This is a genomic window from Citrobacter sp. wls711, from assembly GCF_005281055.1.
Lineage (GTDB): Bacteria > Pseudomonadota > Gammaproteobacteria > Enterobacterales > Enterobacteriaceae > Citrobacter > Citrobacter gillenii.
The window spans coordinates 60,347-79,474 of sequence record NZ_SZXC01000079.1; the positions used below are offsets into that span (position 1 = coordinate 60,347).

Here is a 19,128-nt window from a genome sequence, read left to right on the forward strand (position 1 = left end):
GTTTAGCGCCCTTTCGCCAGGTACTGTGCCATTTCGGCTTCCGGCACCATGCCGCCGCCGGTGGCCCACACCAGGTGCGTGGCGTTATTAAGTTGCTCAGCACTGAAACCGTGCATTTGTTGATAGTCAGTTGACGCGCAAACGCGCTGCGGACCGGCCATCCCCGCCAGTGCCGACGGCTCAAGGCGAATCCCTTCCTCCTGCGCCAGCCAGCCCAGCATGTCGTACATGGTCTGGTCATCAAGGGTGTACAAGCCGTCGAGTAGACGCTCCATCGCACGCCCCACAAAACCAGAAGCCCGACCCACCGCCAGGCCATCGGCTGCAGTCAGATTATCAATGCCAATCTCCTGTACAGAGATTTCATCGTGCAGCCCGGTGTAAACCCCGAGCAGCATGCACGGTGAATGGGTCGGCTCCGCAAAGAAGCAGTGTACGTTATCGCCGAACGCCAACTTCAGGCCAAATGCCACGCCGCCAGGGCCGCCGCCGACGCCACATGGCAGATAAACAAACAACGGATGGTCGGCATCTACCACGCGACCCTGCTGCGTGAACTGCGCCTTCAAACGCTGCCCGGCAACCGCATAGCCTAAGAACAGCGTGCGGGAATTTTCGTCGTCGATAAAGAAGCAGTTCGGGTCAGACTCCGCCGCCTTGCGGCCCTGTTCAACTGCCACGCCGTAATCTTCTTCATACTCCACTACCGTCACGCCGTGGCTGCGCAGTTTGGCTTTTTTCCAGGCGCGGGCGTCAGCAGACATATGCACCGTCACCTTAAAGCCAATGCGGGCGCTCATGATGCCGATTGACATCCCGAGGTTACCGGTCGAGCCTACCGCGATGCTGTACTGGCTGAAGAACTGCTTGAACTCAGGTGAAAGCAGCACGCTGTAATCATCATCGGTGGTCAGCAGACCGGCTTCCAGCGCCAGTTTTTCGGCGTGAGTCAGTACTTCATAAATACCGCCACGGGCTTTAATCGAGCCGGAAATCGGCAGGTGGCTGTCCTTCTTCAACAGAATTTCGCCACTGATATTCTGGCCAAACTCTTTTTCCAGCCGTTTCTTCATGGCGGGAATGGCGGCCAGCTCAGATTCGATAATACCGCCGGTGGCCGCAGTTTCCGGGAAAGCTTTTGCCAGGTACGGCGCAAAGCGCGCCAGACGGGCGTGAGCATCCTGAACGTCGTCTTCCGTCAGGCCAACATAGGGTAAACCTTCCGCAAGAGAGGTGGTGCCCGGGTTAAACCAGGTCGTTTCTTTCAGTGCGACCAGATCCTCCACTAACGGATACTGGGCGATGAGTTTTTGCATGTTTTCCATAGGACGTCTCTTTGCGCTTAGATGATAAAGGAAAGCAGGAATGTGCACGCGAGTGCAATCACCGACGCGATAAATGTCGCGGTCGTATAGTATTTAAACGTCTCATTCAGGGTAGCGCCGCAGTACTGCTTCACCAGCCAGAAGAGGGAATCGGTGACGATTGTGCAGCCAATCGCGCCGGAACCGATGGCAATGGCAATGATCTCCGGGCTGACGTTGGGATAGAGCGGCAGCATGGGTGCCACAATTGCCGTTGCGCCCATCATCGCCACCGTGGCAGAACCCACCGCAGCGTGCAGGATCAGCGCCACCAGCCAGGCCAGCAGAATCGGGTGCATATGCATGTTTGAAAGAATCAGCGCCAGCGTATCCGCCAGTCCGCTGCTCTTCAGAATGGCGTTGAACGCGCCGCCCGCACCGATAATCAGCAGGATGTTGGCAATGGATCCAAAGCCATTTTCAGTATGGGTCAACAGTGCGCCCATGCCGATATGCTGGCGTAGACCGAGAATGTAATAGGCCACAAACACGGCGATAAACATGGCGGTGATCGGGTTGCCGATAAACTCCAGCAGCGTATACACCGCGCTGCCTTTCGCCATATTCAGTTCAGCGACGGTTTTCATCAGCATCAGGCCAATCGGCAGCAGCACGGTAAACAGCGTGGCTCCCAGCGACGGCAGCGTGTTTTCGTCGCGTACCTTCAGGTCGGAAAACTCAGCCGGTACCGGTTTAAACGGCAGACGATTGCCGAGGAATTTCAGGTACAGAGGCCCGCCGATCAGCGACGCCATCAGACCCACCAGTAAACCGTAAACGATCACTGTACCAATATCGGCACCCAACTTGTTCGCCACGAACAGGGCCGCCGGATGTGGTGGGACGACGCAATGCACCGCCATCAGTGCTGTACACAACGGGATCGCCAGCTTCAGCAGCGAGGTATTGGTTTTTTTGGCGATAGAAAACGCCAGCGGAATCAACAGCACCACGCCGACTTCAACAAACAGCGTGATCCCGCAAATCAGACCGACCAGCACCATAATGACGTCAGCGGAAAGCCAGCGGCAGCGCTGTAGCGTCAGGCCGATGCGTTCTGCCGCGCCGGACACTTCCATCATTTTTCCGAGAATAGTCCCCAGACCGATAACCGCGGCGAGGAAGCCCAGCGTACCGCCGATACCACTCTCAATGGCATTAACCATATCCAGTGGACCCATACCCATCATCGTTCCCACAAAGAAGCTGGCTAACAGCAGCGCCAGAAACGGGTGGAATTTGAACTTCACGATGGTCAAAACGATCAACACGATGCTTATCAACAACGTGCTCACAACCCAGATTTGAGAGTGCATATCTCACCTTGCCCTGTGATTAACCTGACTTTATAGCCTGGGTCTATTGGACAAAAATAAGGCACTCGCTGACAAACGATAAAAATCCTCTTTCACATGAGTCAGATTGAATCAAATGGGTGATTTACCTCTAATAATGGCCTAATAATGCGATATGGTTCACCCTGATTCATCTTTGCGCTGATTTTTACAGCGGTTTTTTTTACACTTCGGGGAAAGATTCAGGATGAAAGAGGTGAGTATGGATCCCGTACGCGAGGTCAGAAATCGGCTGCTCAATGGCTGGCAACTGTCAAAGCTTTATACCTTTGAAGTGGCGGCCAGGCATCAGTCGTTTGCGCTGGCAGCAGACGAACTGTCGTTAAGTCCCAGCGCCGTCAGTCACCGTATTAATCAACTGGAAGAGGAACTGGGCATCCAGCTGTTTGTCCGTTCACATCGAAAAGTCGAACTCACGCACGAAGGCAAGCGGGTGTTCTGGGCGCTGAAATCTTCTCTGGATACGCTTAATCAGGAAATTCTCGATATCAAAAACCAGGAGCTGTCCGGGACGCTTACCGTCTACTCGCGGCCCTCCATCGCCCAGTGCTGGCTGGTTCCCGCGCTCGGCGACTTTACCCGTCGCTATCCGTCGATTTCACTGACCATGCTGACCGGGAATGACAACGTCAATATGCAGCGTGCCGGTATTGACCTGGCCATCTATTTTGATGATGCGCCGTCTGCGCAGCTCACGCATCATTTCCTGATGGACGAAGCGATCTTGCCGGTGTGCAGCCCGGATTATGCCCGTCGCCATGATCTTACCGACGCGCGAGTGAACCTGTCGCACTGCACGTTGCTGCATGACAGGCAGGCGTGGAGTAATGATTCAGGGACCGATGAGTGGCACAGCTGGGCGCAGCATTTTGCAGTGAATTTGCCGACATCATCGGGCATTGGCTTCGATCGTTCCGATTTAGCGGTGATTGCCGCCATGAACCACATCGGCGTGGCGATGGGGCGCAAGCGGTTAGTACAAAAACGCCTCGATAGTGGAGAACTGGTCGCTCCCTTTGGCGATATGGCGCTGAAATGCCATCAGCACTATTACATCACCACGCTACCTGGCCGGCAGTGGCCGAAAATCGAGGCGTTTATTGGCTGGCTGCAGGAGCAGGTAAAATAATCGAGGTGAGCCTCGAATATTTTTACGCTTTCTCTCTACACCCGGCGTCAGAAATCATGCTAAATACGTGAATCACACCTGATGATTTACCTGAGGATCACCGTGTTAAAGCCGCTTGCTTCTCTGTTGCTGCTCGCCAGCGTCACTGTCTATGCGGCACAACCTCCGCTGACGGCAGCACACTACGCCCAACAACTGGGTGTGGGGATGGACGTGGATTGGGCGCGCACCGAACGGGGCATCCGCGAGTTTGACCCGCTGGTGGTAAGAGATTTCCAGGCGAAGGGGCTCGCCCATGTGCGTATTCGCGTGGCCGGAGAACCCACTGAGGCCCGGCTTATTCATCTGCGAAAGCTGGTGGAAGCCTGCGAACACTATGGCGTGATCCCGATTATTGCTTATCAGGCGGACGAGTATAAAAAAGATCCCAGCATCAGCAATGAAAAAGAGGTGATTAACTGGTGGGTGGCCGTCGCGCATTACTTTGGTCAAGGCTCGCCGTTACTGGGTTTTGACCTGATCTACGAACCTGCTGATAAGCTCAATCACAATCAGGCGTCGCTCAATCGGGTGTATGACAAAACGATTCGTATGATTCACGCTATCGATCCCCAGCGTATGATTTTTGTCGCACCCCGTCTGCGCGCCGCGCCGGAAGAATTGTCGAGTCTGAAGCTGCCGCCGCAAAGTCAGAGCAGCGTGCTGGCCGAGTGGCATGTCTTCCCGTGGGGGCCGCTAAAAAACAACGGTAAGTATCCGTGGACGTCGGGTACAGCGGCAGAAAAGACGGCGATTCGCGCCCGCATTAACAGCGCTCTTCACTGGCAGCAGAAGACCGGTCATGTCAGTTGGGTCGGGGGATGGGCGCCGGGAGAGACGATCAAAAATGTACCTTCGGCCTCGCAGATGGCGTTTGCCCGCTTTATGGCCTGTGAGCTGAAAAAAGCAAAAATTCCCTATGCTATCAATGCAGATACGCAGTTTTATGATGGTGAGGAAGGGGCCTGGCGTCCGGCGCTGGAACCGTTGCTGAATACGATGATTGCGCCTGAATGTGAAAAGCCCGGCGAGAAACCGGGCCATCACACGCTTAAACCGCCTGCTCCTGGTGAGACACGCGTGACGCCAGCGGCAACCAGCACACCAGAATCAGCACCCCCATAAGGGTCATCAGCAGACCCAGGCTGGCTTGTCCGGTCTGAGGCATCATCGCGGAAAGCCACGCCAGCACGCCGGAACCAATATTTTGTAAACCACCTACCAGCGCCCCGGCGGTACCAGCCAGGAACGGGAAGGGTTCCATCGCGCCGCTGGTGGCGAGCGGGAACAGCATCCCGGCACCAAAGAAGAACAGCGCGGCGGGGATCAGTAATGTCCAGACGTTCATCACGTCAAGCAGGCCCGGGATCCACATCATCAAACCAGCCACCAGGCAGCAGATAACCGACTGCCACATCAACGTTGAGAAGCGCTTGTTCGGGCGACCAGCGAACCACGCACCGAAAAACGCCGCCGGGATCGGCAGAATAAACAGAATACTGACCGCCATGCTGCTCAAGCCTAATCCTGCGCCCAGCAATACCCCGGAGCAGGCTTCGAAGACGGCAACGCCCGCCAGTCCGCCGATGAGCATCAGTACGTAACAGGTGAATGCGCCGTTGCCAAACAGGGTTTTGTAGCTGGCGATAAGCCGTGGGCGCGGCGCACCCGCAGGGCGCGTTTCCGGCATCCAGCGCGCCATGCTAAACGTTACGCCTGCGCACAGAATCAACAGGAAAATATAGCAGGCACGCCAGTTCCACATCGTGTCCAGCACGCCGCCAATCAGCGGCGCTAACAGCGGGCTGACAAGAATACCCATGTTTAACAAACTGTTAGCATGACGTAGCTGGGTGCCTTCATACAGATCGCGCGGTAAGGTTCGCGCCATTACGCCGCCGACGCCCGTTCCCATTCCCTGAATGGCGCTGGCGATAATCAGTACCGTCAGGCTATGGGTAGTAATGGCAACCAGCGTAGCCAGCATAAAAATAGACATTCCGGTGAGGATCACCGGACGGCGCCCCACTCGGTCGGAAAGGGGACCGTAAACCAGCTGCGACAAGCCGTAGGTCAGCAGGTAAGCCGCCATTACACTTTGCACCGCCCCTTCGCGAACGTTGAGTTCACGCGCCATATCGGCAATGGCGGGGATATAAATGGTTTGAGCCATCTGGCCTACCGCCACCAGGAGTACCAACATCAACAACAAATTGACGCTTCTATGCCTTTTCATTTCGCTGATTACTTTTAAAAAAGAGAAAAAAGAAGAATAAGGTGCTGAACATTCCGCTAAATGCGCGTGGAATCTACCACATTAAAAAAAGAAGACCATATTGATCACTACAAAGGCGGGAAGGGAAGCGGAAGGAAATGTAAACAAATAGCGGCAATAAATGTTGCCGGAATGCACACCTTACGATCAGGATAACCGTAATAATATTGCCCCGGCGGCAATCCCGGCAGCAGCAAAAATGCGTATACCGGCGACTTTTTCTTTAAGCAGCAGCCAGGCGAGCAGAGCACCAAATAAGATGGAGGTTTCCCGCAGCGCGGCGACCACCGCCAGCGGGGCCTGCGTCATCGCCCACAGCGCCAGACCGTAAGATCCCATGGTGCCGATACCGCCCAAAATGCCTTTCTTCCATTGCTGCGCCAGATAGCGTGATGCCTCCCGGCGTCGGGCGATCATCGCCCAGGTGAGCAGACAGGATCCGTTGAGAAAGAAGGTCCACAGCGTATAGCCCAACGCGGTCTCTGAGAGTCGTACCCCGGTGCCATCCACCAGCGTATAGCCAGCAATAAAGCAGGCGTTAATTAACGCCAAAACAATTCCCTGCTGTGAGCTGCTGCGCCCGTTAAACGCCATGCCGAGGATCGTCATACAGATGGTGGCGATACCCACCCAGGCGAGCATTGACAGACTATCGCCGAGAAACAGAACGCTGATGATCGCGACCAGCAGCGGGGCAGTACCGCGCATTAAGGGATAGGTCTGGCTCATGTCCGAGACCTGATAGGTCTTGGCGACCAGCACGGTATACACCACCTGTAACGCGGTTGAGACCGCTAAGTACGGCAGGCTGGCAACTGAGGGGTGAGGTGCAAAAGGCAGTAAAATCAAGGCCATGAATGCAGCCGATCCGCTGACGCTAATGGCGGAGTACAACTTGTCGTTTCCTGCTTTTACGATAGCATTCCAGCTGGCATGGAGCAGTGCGGCGAACAGCAAAATGCAGAAAACAGAAAGCGTCATAGCGGTCTTCGTCCCTGATAGCGTCATAAAAACGTAACATATTGTCGAGCTACGCGCACCTGGGTAACGGTGAAAGGGGAGTGGTTACCCACTCCCCTTTAGTGCGACTTGAATCTGAGTTATTTAATGTACTTCAGAACAGCATCAAGCAGTTGCAGTGCAGCAACAATGAGTTTCAGGATAAGAATGGTGATATTCACGAGGCTCATACGCTCTCCTTTTGGTACAAGGAGCACGGTGCTGGCGTACCTCGCCGCTGCCTGTTGCCAGCACCTTTGTTGACATAACACAGCGTGCCTGGCGGCAACCAACCGCACAATGCTGATGAAAACCTCGCTCCGGCGGGGTTTTTTGTTTTTGCACAACATACAATGAAACGTGATCGTTGACGCATTTTTACGCAGATGAAAATTTTTCCATTGTCACGCTGAAAAACCTGTGTTTGTATAAATCCTGTTAACCAACAAACAGACAAGGCCCCTAATGAACCCTTCCATGCTGACAGCGACCCTACTAAAAACTGCGCCATCTCGCGCAGTGGTCGTCGTGCGTGTGGTGGTGGTCGTCGGCAATGCGCCGTAGGGTCCGGAACACACGATTCCAAAACCCCGCCGGCGCAAACCGGGCGGGGTTTTTCGTTTAAGAGACCCACCCGGATACGCAGGCCCAGAATAAAAGGACTGGAGCATGGCAAGTTCGGGCATAACATCCAAGCGTACGCGCTTTACGGGCGCAGAATTCATCGTTCATTTCCTGGAGCGCCAGGGCATTACGGTGGTCACCGGTATTCCGGGCGGCTCGATTCTCCCCGTCTACGACGCTTTAAGCCAAAGTACGCAAATCCGTCATATCCTGGCGCGTCACGAACAGGGCGCGGGGTTTATCGCCCAGGGCATGGCGCGAACCGATGGCAAACCTGCCGTGTGTATGGCCTGTAGCGGGCCGGGGGCCACCAATCTGGTGACGGCTATTGCCGATGCGCGACTGGATTCCATCCCGCTGGTGTGTATCACCGGTCAGGTTCCGGCCTCGATGATCGGCACCGACGCCTTCCAGGAAGTCGACACCTACGGCATTGCGATTCCCATCACCAAGCACAACTATCTGGTCCGCCATATTAATGAATTACCCCAGGTTATGAGCGATGCCTTCCGCATTGCGCAGTCAGGCCGTCCGGGCCCGGTGTGGATAGACATTCCTAAAGATATCCAAACCGCCGTGTTTGAGATTGAATCGTTGCCTGCACCGGCTGAAAAAGCACCCGCGCCAGCCTTTAGCACGGAGAGCATCCGCGATGCCGCTGCGATGATTAACGCGGCCAAACGCCCGGTGCTGTATCTTGGCGGCGGAGTCATTAACGCCCCTGAGCGGGTGCGTGAGCTGGCAGAAAAAGCGACGTTGCCCACCACCATGACCTTAATGGCGCTCGGCATGCTGCCAAAAGCGCATCCACTGTCGTTAGGTATGCTGGGTATGCACGGCGCGCGCAGCACCAACTTTATTCTGCAAGAAGCGGATTTATTGATCGTTCTGGGAGCCCGTTTTGATGACCGGGCGATCGGTAAAACTGAGCAGTTCTGCCCGAATGCAAAAATCATCCACGTGGATATCGACCGCGCGGAGCTGGGTAAAATCAAACAAGCGCATGTGGCGATTCAGGCGGATGTAGATGAGGTGCTGGCACAGTTAATCCCGCTGATTGAAGCGCAACCGCGTGAAGCCTGGCATCAGCAGGTGTCCGACCTGCAGCAAGAATTTCCGTGCACCATCCCACAGGAAAAAAATCCGCTCAGCCATTATGGGCTGATTAACGCGGTTGCTGCCTGTGTGGACGACAGCGCGATCATCACCACCGACGTCGGTCAGCATCAGATGTGGGCGGCGCAGGCTTACCCGCTGAACCGTCCGCGCCAGTGGCTGACTTCCGGCGGCCTTGGCACCATGGGGTTTGGCCTGCCTGCGGCAATTGGCGCGGCGCTGGCGAACCCGGATAAAAAAGTGCTGTGCTTCTCCGGCGACGGCAGCCTGATGATGAATATTCAGGAAATGGCCACCGCCAGTGAGAATCAGTTGGATATTAAAATCATCCTGATGAATAACGAAGCGCTGGGGCTGGTGTATCAGCAACAAAGCCTGTTCTACAAACAGGGCGTGTTTGCTGCCACCTATCCGGGGATGATTAACTTTATGCAGATTGCCGCCGGTTTCGGTCTCGAAACCTGCGATTTAAACCACGAAGCCGACCCGCAGGCGGCATTGCAGGCGATTATCGATCGTCCGGGACCGGCGCTGATCCACGTGCGTATCGATGCGGAAGAAAAAGTGTATCCGATGGTGCCGCCGGGCGCGGCAAATACAGAGATGGTGGGGGAATAAGCTATGCAACAGCAGACTCATGATAACGTAATACTTGAACTCACCGTGCGTAACCACCCCGGCGTAATGACTCACGTTTGTGGCCTGTTCGCCCGTCGCGCGTTTAACGTGGAAGGCATTCTCTGTCTACCGATTCAGGGCAGCGACCAGAGTCGCATCTGGCTACTGGTCAACGATGACCAACGTCTGGAACAGATGATCAGCCAGATTGATAAACTGGAAGATGTGGTGAAAGTCGCGCGCAACCAGTCCGACCCGTCGATGTTTAACAAGATAAGCGTGTTCTTCGAGTAATCCGTTCAAGGCTTGAACGATGAAGTGTATATCGTTAAGGTAAGCGCCTTTGCCGGAGGGCGGCGTAAACGCCTTATCCGGCCTACCATGGCTCCTGCCCGTAGGCCTGATAAGCGTAGCGTCATCAGGCATCCCACACGCCAGGACAACATTCATGACAACCATTGCACTGATAGACGATCACCTTATCGTCCGCTCCGGCTTTGCGCAGCTGCTGGGGCTTGAACCCGATTTGCAGGTTGTGGCTGAGTTTGGTTCAGGCGCTGAGGCGTTGGCGGGATTGCCTGGCCGCGGCGTGCAGGTGTGCATTTGCGATATTTCGATGCCGGATATCTCCGGGCTGGAGCTGTTAAGCCAGCTCCCCAAAGGGATGGCGACGATTATGCTCTCCGTGCACGACAGCCCGGCGCTGGTGGAACAGGCGCTAAACGCCGGGGCGCGCGGCTTCCTCTCCAAACGCTGTAGCCCCGATGAGCTGATTGCAGCAGTACACACTGTAGCAACAGGCGGCTGCTATCTCACGCCGGATATCGCTGTCAAACTGGCGGCAGGGCGTCAGGATCCGTTGACCAAGCGAGAGCGTCAGGTGGCGGAAAAACTGGCGCAGGGCATGGCGGTGAAAGAGATTGCCGCCGAGTTGGGCCTGTCGCCAAAAACGGTGCATGTGCACCGCGCTAATCTGATGGAAAAACTGAACGTCAGTAACGACGTTGAGCTGGCTCGACGGATGTTTGACGGCTGGCAATGAACACCTTTTTCTCTCGCTTAATCACCGTTGTCGCCTGCTTCTTTATCTTCTCCGCCGCCTGGTTCTGCCTGTGGAGCATTAGCTTGCATCTGGTGGAACGCCCTGAGCTGGCGGTACTGCTGTTCCCGTTTGGCCTGCGGCTGGGGTTGATGCTGCAATGTCCACGTGGCTACTGGCCTGTGCTGCTGGGCGCGGAATGGCTGCTGATTTTCTGGCTGGCGCAGGAAGTGGCGCTGGCGCACTTCCCCCTGTTGATGACCGGTAGCCTGCTGACGCTGCTGCCTGTGACGTTGATCTGGCGCTATCGCCATCAGCGCGACTGGCGTGCCTTGTTGTTGCAGGGGGCGGCGCTGATTGCCGCGGCGCTGTTACAGTCGCTGCCGTGGCTGGGGCAGGGCGAAGTCGCGTGGACTGCGCTGCTGCTGACCCTGACCGGTGGACTGACGCTGGCCCCTATCTGTCTGGTGTTCTGGCACTACCTGACCAGCACTACCTGGCTACCGCTCGGTCCGGCGGTGGTCTCCCAGCCGGTGAACTGGCGTGGGCGGCACCTGGTGTGGTACCTGCTGCTGTTCAGCGTCAGCCTGTGGCTGCAGTTAGGTTTGCCGGACGAGCTGTCGCGCTTTACACCGTTTTGCCTGGCGCTGCCGATCATCGCACTGGCCTGGCATTACGGCTGGCAGGGCGCGCTGATTGCCACGCTGATGAACGCCATCGCGCTGATTGCCAGCCAGACCTGGCACGATCATCCCGTTGATTTACTGCTCTCGCTGCTGGCGCAAAGCCTGACCGGGCTGCTGCTCGGTGCGGGGATTCAGCGTCTGCGAGAACTCAACCAGTCGCTGCAAAACGAGCTGGCGCGTAATCATCGGCTGGCAGAACGCTTGCTGGAAACCGAAGAGAGCGTGCGCCGCGATGTGGCGCGCGAACTGCATGACGATATCGGCCAGACCATCACCGCCATTCGCACCCAGGCGGGCATTGTCCAGCGGCTGGCCCCGGAGAATACGGGCGTGAAGCAAAGCGGGGCGCATATCGAGCAGCTTTCGTTGGGCGTCTACGATTCGGTGCGTCGCCTGCTTGGGCGGTTACGCCCACGCCAGCTCGACGATCTGACGCTGGAACAGGCTATTCGCTCGCTGCTACGTGAAATGGAGCTGGAAAGTTGCGGCATCGTCAGCCATCTCGACTGGCACATTGACGAGTCGGCACTCAGTGAAAGCCAGCGGGTGACGCTGTTTCGCGTCTGTCAGGAAGGGCTGAACAACATTGTGAAACACGCCAACGCCAGCGCGGTGACGCTTCAGGCCTGGCAACAGGACGAGCGGTTAATGTTGGTGATTGAAGATGATGGCTGCGGTCTGCCGCCGGGCTCGAATCAACAAGGATTTGGCCTGACCGGCATGCGTGAGCGCATTACGGCCCTTGGCGGTTCGCTCTCGATTTCCTGCACGCACGGCACGCGCGTCAGCGTGTCGTTGCCTCAGCGCTACGTGTAAGGAGCATTGATGCTGACGTTTTTTAAAGCCCCGGCGAATGCGCCGCTTATCACTGATAAACACGAGGTCGACGCCCGTTACCGCTACTGGCGGCGTCATATCCTGCTGACCATCTGGCTTGGCTATGCGCTGTTTTATTTCACGCGTAAAAGCTTCAACGCCGCGGTGCCCGATATCCTTGCCAGCGGCGTACTCACCCGCAACGATATTGGCCTGCTGGCAACGCTGTTTTACATCACCTATGGCTTGTCGAAGTTTGTCTCCGGTATCGTCAGCGACCGCTCCAACGCCCGCTATTTTATGGGCATTGGGCTGATTGCCACCGGGGTGGTAAACATCCTGTTTGGCTTTTCCACTTCGCTGTGGGCGTTTGCCGTACTGTGGGCGCTGAATGCCTTCTTCCAGGGCTGGGGGTCGCCAGTGTGCGCCCGTCTGTTGACGGCCTGGTACTCGCGTACTGAACGCGGCGGCTGGTGGGCGCTGTGGAACACCGCGCATAATGTTGGTGGGGCGTTAATTCCGATGGTGATGGCCGCCGCTGCGCTGCACTACGGCTGGCGTGCCGGGATGATGATTGCCGGGACGATGGCGATTGTGGTTGGCATTTTCCTCTGCTGGCGACTGCGTGACCGCCCGCAGGCTATCGGCTTACCGCCGGTTGGCGACTGGCGGCACGACGAGCTGGAAATCGCCCAACAGCAGGAAGGGGCAGGGCTGACCCGCAAAGAGATCCTCACTAAATACGTGCTGCTGAACCCGTATATTTGGCTGCTGTCGCTGTGCTATGTGCTGGTGTACGTGGTGCGTGCGGCGATCAACGACTGGGGCAATCTGTACATGTCGGAGACGCTGGGCGTTGATTTGGTCACTGCCAATACGGCGGTCACCATGTTCGAACTGGGCGGATTTATCGGTGCGCTGGTGGCGGGTTGGGGATCGGACAAACTGTTTAACGGCAACCGTGGGCCGATGAACCTGATTTTTGCCGCCGGGATTTTGCTCTCCGTCGGCTCACTATGGCTGATGCCGTTTGCCAGCTATGTGATGCAGGCGGCGTGCTTCTTCACCACCGGATTCTTTGTCTTTGGCCCGCAGATGTTGATCGGCATGGCGGCGGCGGAGTGCTCGCACAAAGAGGCGGCGGGCGCGGCAACCGGGTTTGTTGGGCTGTTCGCTTATCTCGGCGCATCGCTCTCCGGCTGGCCGCTGGCAAAGGTGATGGAAGTCTGGCACTGGACCGGGTTCTTCGTGGTGATCGCCATTGCCGCGGGGATTTCCGCACTATTGTTGCTGCCGTTTTTAAACGCTCAGGCGCCGCGCAACGTCAGCGAAGCGTGATGCACCTCACCTTTTTGCCCTGAGTGGGGCAAAACTAAGAAATTTTCCCGGTTCCGCCTGGACGCTGTCTCAGGCGTCTCTGCCGACTGATTTTTACAATGCCTGCTATTCGCAGGTATAAAAATTAGCTCGGGAGTGTCCTATGCTGGCCTTTCTAAACCAGGTGCGCAAGCCGACCCTGGATTTGCCGCTCGATGTGCGGCGCAAAATGTGGTTCAAGCCGTTCATGCAGTCTTACCTGGTGGTTTTCATCGGCTACCTGACCATGTACCTGATCCGCAAAAACTTCAACATCGCGCAGAACGACATGATCACCACCTACGGGCTGAGCATGACGCAGCTGGGGATGATTGGCCTGGGCTTCTCCATCACCTATGGCGTGGGTAAAACGCTGGTCTCCTACTACGCTGACGGCAAAAACACCAAGCAGTTCCTGCCGCTGATGTTGATCCTCTCGGCCATCTGTATGCTCGGCTTTAGCGCCAGCATGGGGCCGGGCACAACCAGCTTGTACCTGATGATCGCCTTCTACGCGCTGAGCGGTTTCTTCCAGAGTACCGGCGGCTCGTGCAGCTATTCGACCATCACCAAATGGACGCCGCGCCGTAAACGTGGTTCCTACCTCGGTATGTGGAACATCTCCCATAACCTCGGCGGTGCGGGTGCGGCAGGCGTGGCGCTGTTCGGTGCTAACGTGCTGTTCGACGGCCACGTTATTGGGATGTTTATCTTCCCGTCGATTATCGCGCTGATCGTGGGCTTTATCGGCCTGCGCTTTGGTAGCGACTCTCCGGAATCTTATGGTCTCGGTAAAGCAGAAGAACTGTTTGGCGAAGAGATCAGCGAAGAGGACAAAGAGACCGAAGAAAACGAAATGACCAAATGGCAGATCTTTGTTGAGTACGTGCTGAAAAACAAAGTGATCTGGCTGCTGTGCTTCTCCAACATCTTCCTGTACGTGGTGCGTATCGGTATCGACCAGTGGTCTACCGTGTATGCCTTCCAGGAGCTGAAACTCTCTAAAGAGGTGGCAATTCAGGGGTTCACCCTGTTTGAAGTGGGCGCGTTGGTCGGCACCCTGCTGTGGGGCTGGCTGTCGGATCTGGCAAACGGTCGTCGCGCACTGGTAGCCTGTGTCGCGCTGGCATTAATTATCGCCACGCTCGGCGTTTATCAGCACGCCAGCAACCAGTACGTTTACCTGGCTTCCCTGTTTGCCCTCGGCTTCCTGGTGTTTGGTCCGCAGCTGTTGATCGGTGTGGCGGCTGTCGGTTTCGTGCCGAAAAAAGCGATCGGCGCGGCCGATGGGATTAAAGGCACATTCGCCTATCTGATCGGCGACAGCTTCGCTAAGCTGGGTCTGGGGATGATTGCCGATGGGACGCCAGTCTTCGGCCTGACCGGCTGGGCGGGCACCTTCGCCGCGCTGGACACCGCCGCTATCGCTTGTATCTGCCTGATGGCTATCGTGGCCGTCTTCGAAGAACGTAAAATCCGTCGCGAGAAAAAAATTCAGCAGTTAAACATCGCTTAAGTGTGTAGTGGTAACGTTTTGCCCGCCTTTATGGCGGGCTTTTTTATGCCTTATGCGCCGTCCGGAATAGCGTTGACACGTTCGGCCGTCGACAGAGATGAAATTGCCGCTATGATGGGCGTCCTGTCGGGTAAGGGATGTGCGCATGATTTGGATAATGCTGGCCACGTTGGTGGTTGTTTTTATTGTCGGTTTTCGGGTGCTGACGTCCGGGGCGCGGCGTGCGGTTCGCCGGTTGAGCGAGCGTCTGGGTATTGATGTGATGGCGGTAGAATCGATGACCGATCAGATGGGAAAAGTGCAGGGTGAGGCGTTTTTACAGTACCTCCACCGACCTGACGAATCGCATCTGCAAAATGCCGCACAGGTGCTGTTGATCTGGCAAGTCGTCATTGTCGACGGTAGTGAGCAGAATCTGCTGCAGTGGCATCGTTTACTGCAAAAAGCCCGGTTGGCCGCGCCAATTACCGACGCCCAGGTGCGTCTGGCGCTCGGTTTTTTGCGTGAAATGGAGCCAGACCTGCAGGAGATAAATGCATTTCAAATGCGCTACAACGCCTTTTTCCTGCCTGAAGATGGTGTGCACTGGCTACACTGATATCAGATTTGTGATGATGGCTATTTGTCATCGCCGTCCGGCGGTGAAGGTTGTTAAAACGTTAAATACGTCACATTTTTAATGTTACACTGCGTAACTTTTCTACAATAATCCTACGCAGGTTATAAAATTGAGTGACGTTATTGAACAAAAATTCCGCGCAGAGGTGAATGCCCGACCTAACTGGTCGGCGGTATTTGCCGTGGCGTTCTGTGTTGCCTGCCTGATAACCGTTGAGTTCTTGCCGGTCAGTTTGCTGACGCCGATGGCGCAGGACCTGGGCATTTCAGAAGGTGTTGCCGGGCAGTCGGTCACCGTGACGGCCTTTGTCGCCATGTTTGCCAGCTTGTTTGTCACGCAAATCATTCAGGCGACCGATCGTCGCTATGTGGTGATCCTGTTCTCAGTGCTGCTGACGCTCTCCTGCCTGCTGGTCTCGTTCGCCAACTCTTTTGCGCTGCTACTGGTGGGCCGTGCCTGTTTGGGGCTGGCGCTGGGCGGATTCTGGGCGATGTCGGCGTCGCTGACTATGCGTCTGGTTCCCGCGCGTACGGTGCCGAAGGCGCTGTCGGTTATCTTCGGCGCGGTCTCTATTGCGCTGGTGATTGCTGCGCCGTTAGGGAGTTTTTTAGGCGGTATTATCGGCTGGCGTAACGTGTTTAATGCTGCGGCGGTAATGGGAGTGCTGTGCACCATTTGGGTGGTGAGATCGCTGCCTTCTCTACCCGGTGAGCCGTCGCACCAGAAACAAAATATGTTCAGCCTGCTCCAGCGTCCGGGCGTGATGGCCGGCATGATCGCCATCTTTATGTCCTTTGCCGGACAGTTTGCCTTCTTTACCTATATTCGCCCGGTGTATATGAATCTGGCGGGATTTGATGTGGATGGCCTGACGTTGGTGCTGCTGAGCTTTGGTATTGCCAGTTTTGTGGGTACGTCGCTCTCGTCGATGATTTTGAAGCGCTCGGTGAAACTGGCGTTAGCCGGTGCACCGCTGGTGCTGGCGCTCAGCGCGCTGATCCTGATTTTTTGGGGCAGTGACAAAGTGGTCGCCGCGGGTATTGCGATTGTTTGGGGGCTGGCGTTTGCGCTGGTGCCGGTGGGATGGTCGACGTGGATCACCCGCTCGCTGGCCGATCAGGCAGAAAAAGCCGGATCCGTCCAGGTCGCCGTGATCCAGCTTGCCAATACCTGTGGGGCTGCTGTGGGAGGCTATGCGCTTGATAACCTCGGACTGGTGTCACCGCTGGTGATTTCAGGGGCTTTGATGCTGCTGACCGGCTTGCTGGTGGCGACGAAAGTACGGATTTCATCATAATATTATCCCCCGACGGCGCTGTGCTCGCCGGGGGATAATGTTCAATCTACCTGCTTTATCATCATAATCAGTCCCCCGCCCACCAGCGCGATCACGGCCAGAATAGGCAGGATCGGTAGGTACTGGTTCCCCACCACGCTAAACAGAATCGCGCCTAGTACGGGGCCCAGAATTTGCGCACCGGTATTGGCAAAGTTCAGGATGCCGAGGTCTTTTGCCGAGTTTTCGGGATTAGGCAGCACCTCCAGATTCAATGCCTGATCGACCGAAAAGAAAATCCCTGAGCCAATGCCTGCGATGATTCCATACCAGATCATCGCGGCGGGCTGTCCGTAAATAAACGGGATCACGGTACCGGCGGCAATCAATATGGCGGCGAGAAACACCGGTTTTTTGCGGGTGCGCAGTTTGTCGGAAATCGGGCCGGAAATAGGGGCAAAGATTAATGCGGTTATCATCGTGGCGATCCCGGCCAGGGAGATATATTTCCCGGCGTCGGCGCTATTAAGCCCCATTCCGCTGGTCAGGAAAAAGAGCTGATAAACGCTAAAAGCGGTAATGGTGATGGCAATTAGCATCTTGCCAAACAGCGCCAGGTAAAAGTCACGCGCATTGCGAACCGGGAAAATAAAGTACTGAGCGAAGTTGCTGCGGTCTATTTTTTGTCGCGGCATGTCGAGGCTGGATGGCTCTTTGATAATGATCGCCGCAACCGGGCCGGAGAGCAGCATCGCCACCGCCAGAACGTAATAACCGGTATTGACCAGCTCCGGGTTGCTATCGCTAAGAAAGAACCCGCCAACCACCGGGCCACCGTACTGACCGATGATAAAGCCCGCCGCATAAATGGAGGAAATTAACCCCCGATGTTTTGGCGCGATGCGGTCGGCAATGACGGCAATCAGCGGTGCGACGACAAAGTTAATAAAGGTCTGTAATAAGCACCAGAGGAGGATAAAAATCCACAGCTGCTCTTTGGTTTCAATCATTCCCAGACCCACCATCACCAGGGCGGTCAGAACCGAGCCGGATAAAATCCATGGCGTCCGGCGGCCCCAGCGGGAGCGCGTGAGGTCAGACAGCGCACCGATAATAATGGTGGTAATCGTTGAGGTGACCGCGCCGAGTGTGCCAAGCAGAGCAAGAAAATTATTAACCTCTGAACCCCCGCCGATAATTCGGCTGAGCTTGGCCGGATTCAGAACGGAATTAAGTCCCATAAATGGGGCCAGCCACAGTAGTGCGCCGATTCCGACGGCGAGACCTAAAAGCACTGGCGGTTTCGGCTGAGTTTCGTTACTCACTGACGCAGACCACCCAGCCAAATTAATGGTTTTATCGATGATACTCTTGTCCATTGTAGTAAACCTTTTTATTTGGAATTAATTCTACCACTCGTAATGAATAGTTTAAGCGTCACTGGAATAACTGTTCTTATCAGGGGTGAGTTTTATATAATTATTTCTGTATCTACGCGGAGAGACTCCGCAGTGGCGGCGAAAAATTCTTGAGAAATAAAATGCATCGTTATATCCGCTTAATTGTGCAATATCAGAGATAGACAGTGCGGTATTTTGTAGCATGTTTTTGGCATGATATATCCGCTGTTCTTCTTTCCATTCATTAATAGTTTGCCCAGTCTCTTCGCGGAACAGATGAGACAGACGAGACGGCGACAAACAGACCTGCGCGGCGAGGTCGGCGATGCTCAAATCCTCGGTGATATGCCGGTTCAGATAGCGACACACCTCTTCTACTCTGGCATCGCGCGTGTTCTTGCGGGTATCTTCCTGCAGTCGATAACAATTCAGGATGATACGTTCAAGGACGTTCATCGATATTGCTTCTGACAGCGTATCGCCTTCAGAAAAGAAGGTAATCGCCTCGCTGAACAGCGTCTTCATTAATTCACCGTCGTGCTCACTCTTTAGCGTCAGTTTGCCTGGTTCACCTTCGCTACCTTGCCAGGTGAGCCAATTATGCCAGTAAGGACGGGGAATAAAGTAAATCCAAAAGTGATCCCAGCAATCGCTATTTTCATCTCGCCCATAATGATGCGGCACGCCGGGTGGAAAAATAAGTAAGTCATTTTTTTCGCAGGTAATGTATGTACCTTCTTTGGTTTTTACCCATGCTTTTCCCCTCACGGTAATATTAATAATATACCCTTCCATTCCGTCCGGACGGTCTATCGGGGTATCGAGAGGACCGCTGCGGATAACCGGTGTGAATCCAGCCACCAGATACGCATCAAAGGTAAAACACATACACCACCTCGCG

18 protein-coding genes and 1 pseudogene are annotated in these 19,128 nt (G+C 55.5%); 11 read left to right on the plus strand and 8 right to left on the minus strand.

Features of this window, described 5'->3' with window-relative positions; translation table 11 throughout:
- Positions 1 to 2: 2 nt before the first annotated feature.
- Entirely contained in the window at positions 3 to 1,325 is a 1,323-nt protein-coding gene (dsdA, locus tag FDW98_RS21860; RefSeq protein ID WP_096759008.1) for a D-serine ammonia-lyase, read from the minus strand.
- 17 nt (positions 1,326 to 1,342) lie between these two features.
- Complete coding sequence (gene dsdX, locus FDW98_RS21865) at positions 1,343 to 2,680, minus strand: D-serine transporter DsdX (protein WP_096759009.1); 1,338 nt, start codon at positions 2,678 to 2,680, stop codon at positions 1,343 to 1,345.
- 241 nt (positions 2,681 to 2,921) lie between these two features.
- Between dsdX and dsdC the strand changes: the two genes are divergently transcribed.
- Together dsdC and FDW98_RS21875 are read left to right on the plus strand one after the other, a co-directional pair.
- On the plus strand, positions 2,922 to 3,848 hold the full coding sequence (gene dsdC / locus FDW98_RS21870; RefSeq protein ID WP_096759010.1) for a DNA-binding transcriptional regulator DsdC: 927 nt from the start codon (positions 2,922 to 2,924) through the stop codon (positions 3,846 to 3,848).
- An 81-nt stretch (positions 3,849 to 3,929) separates the two neighbouring features.
- Entirely contained in the window at positions 3,930 to 5,012 is a 1,083-nt protein-coding gene (locus FDW98_RS21875) for a cellulase family glycosylhydrolase (RefSeq protein ID WP_096759011.1), read from the plus strand.
- Here FDW98_RS21875 and emrD read toward each other — a convergent pair.
- The 3 genes from emrD to tisB all read right to left on the minus strand — a co-directional run bounded on the left by emrD (position 4,939) and on the right by tisB (position 7,352).
- A complete protein-coding gene (emrD, locus tag FDW98_RS21880; protein ID WP_096759012.1) occupies positions 4,939 to 6,123 on the minus strand; it encodes a multidrug efflux MFS transporter EmrD in 1,185 nt (394 codons plus the stop codon). The genes FDW98_RS21875 and emrD overlap by 74 nt on opposite strands.
- Before the next feature lie 186 nt (positions 6,124 to 6,309).
- Positions 6,310 to 7,170, minus strand: coding sequence for a DMT family transporter (locus FDW98_RS21885; RefSeq protein WP_096759013.1), 861 nt, complete (start codon positions 7,168 to 7,170; stop codon positions 6,310 to 6,312).
- A 92-nt stretch (positions 7,171 to 7,262) separates the two neighbouring features.
- Entirely contained in the window at positions 7,263 to 7,352 is a 90-nt protein-coding gene (gene tisB, locus FDW98_RS21890; RefSeq protein WP_137398955.1) for a type I toxin-antitoxin system toxin TisB, read from the minus strand.
- A gap of 274 nt (positions 7,353 to 7,626) precedes the next feature.
- On the opposite strand from tisB, the gene ivbL reads away from it, so the two are divergent.
- The 3 genes from ivbL (at position 7,627) to ilvN (ending at position 9,813) form a co-directional block, all read left to right on the plus strand.
- Positions 7,627 to 7,725 (plus strand): ilvB operon leader peptide IvbL, encoded by a 99-nt coding sequence (gene ivbL / locus FDW98_RS21895; RefSeq protein ID WP_096759014.1) that lies wholly within the window; start codon positions 7,627 to 7,629, stop codon positions 7,723 to 7,725.
- 105 nt (positions 7,726 to 7,830) lie between these two features.
- Positions 7,831 to 9,519 (plus strand): acetolactate synthase large subunit, encoded by a 1,689-nt coding sequence (ilvB, locus tag FDW98_RS21900; RefSeq protein ID WP_096759015.1) that lies wholly within the window; start codon positions 7,831 to 7,833, stop codon positions 9,517 to 9,519.
- 3 nt (positions 9,520 to 9,522) lie between these two features.
- Positions 9,523 to 9,813 carry an acetolactate synthase small subunit gene (gene ilvN, locus FDW98_RS21905; RefSeq protein ID WP_096759016.1) on the plus strand — a complete coding sequence of 97 codons (291 nt, stop codon included), beginning with the start codon at positions 9,523 to 9,525 and terminating at the stop codon, positions 9,811 to 9,813.
- A 48-nt stretch (positions 9,814 to 9,861) separates the two neighbouring features.
- Here ilvN and FDW98_RS23865 read toward each other — a convergent pair.
- A pseudogene (locus FDW98_RS23865) lies at positions 9,862 to 9,945 on the minus strand (hypothetical protein); the annotation flags it as partial.
- Between the two features lie 22 nt (positions 9,946 to 9,967).
- Between FDW98_RS23865 and uhpA the strand changes: the two are divergent.
- The 6 genes from uhpA (at position 9,968) to nepI (ending at position 16,848) form a co-directional block, all read left to right on the plus strand.
- On the plus strand, positions 9,968 to 10,561 hold the full coding sequence (gene uhpA / locus FDW98_RS21910) for a transcriptional regulator UhpA (RefSeq protein ID WP_096759017.1): 594 nt from the start codon (positions 9,968 to 9,970) through the stop codon (positions 10,559 to 10,561).
- Positions 10,558 to 12,060, plus strand: coding sequence for a signal transduction histidine-protein kinase/phosphatase UhpB (gene uhpB / locus FDW98_RS21915; RefSeq protein ID WP_096759018.1), 1,503 nt, complete (start codon positions 10,558 to 10,560; stop codon positions 12,058 to 12,060). Before uhpA ends, uhpB begins: the two co-directional genes overlap by 4 nt.
- A 9-nt stretch (positions 12,061 to 12,069) precedes the next feature.
- On the plus strand, positions 12,070 to 13,398 hold the full coding sequence (locus FDW98_RS21920; RefSeq protein ID WP_096759019.1) for an MFS transporter: 1,329 nt from the start codon (positions 12,070 to 12,072) through the stop codon (positions 13,396 to 13,398).
- Positions 13,399 to 13,540: 142 nt separating this feature from the next.
- Positions 13,541 to 14,932: a hexose-6-phosphate:phosphate antiporter gene (gene uhpT, locus FDW98_RS21925; protein ID WP_096759020.1), complete on the plus strand. Its 1,392-nt coding sequence runs from the start codon at positions 13,541 to 13,543 to the stop codon at positions 14,930 to 14,932.
- Between the two features lie 145 nt (positions 14,933 to 15,077).
- Positions 15,078 to 15,530, plus strand: a complete 453-nt coding sequence (locus tag FDW98_RS21930; protein WP_096759021.1) for a DUF1198 domain-containing protein — start codon at positions 15,078 to 15,080, stop codon at positions 15,528 to 15,530.
- A gap of 130 nt (positions 15,531 to 15,660) precedes the next feature.
- Positions 15,661 to 16,848 (plus strand): purine ribonucleoside efflux pump NepI, encoded by a 1,188-nt coding sequence (nepI, locus tag FDW98_RS21935; RefSeq protein ID WP_096759022.1) that lies wholly within the window; start codon positions 15,661 to 15,663, stop codon positions 16,846 to 16,848.
- Between the two features lie 41 nt (positions 16,849 to 16,889).
- Here nepI and FDW98_RS21940 read toward each other — a convergent pair whose 3' ends face one another.
- Both FDW98_RS21940 and araC read right to left on the minus strand, forming a co-directional pair.
- Positions 16,890 to 18,206, minus strand: coding sequence for an MFS transporter (locus FDW98_RS21940; RefSeq protein WP_096759023.1), 1,317 nt, complete (start codon positions 18,204 to 18,206; stop codon positions 16,890 to 16,892).
- Between the two features lie 51 nt (positions 18,207 to 18,257).
- Positions 18,258 to 19,115, minus strand: a complete 858-nt coding sequence (gene araC / locus FDW98_RS21945; protein ID WP_096759024.1) for an arabinose operon transcriptional regulator AraC — start codon at positions 19,113 to 19,115, stop codon at positions 18,258 to 18,260.
- Positions 19,116 to 19,128 lie beyond the last annotated feature (13 nt).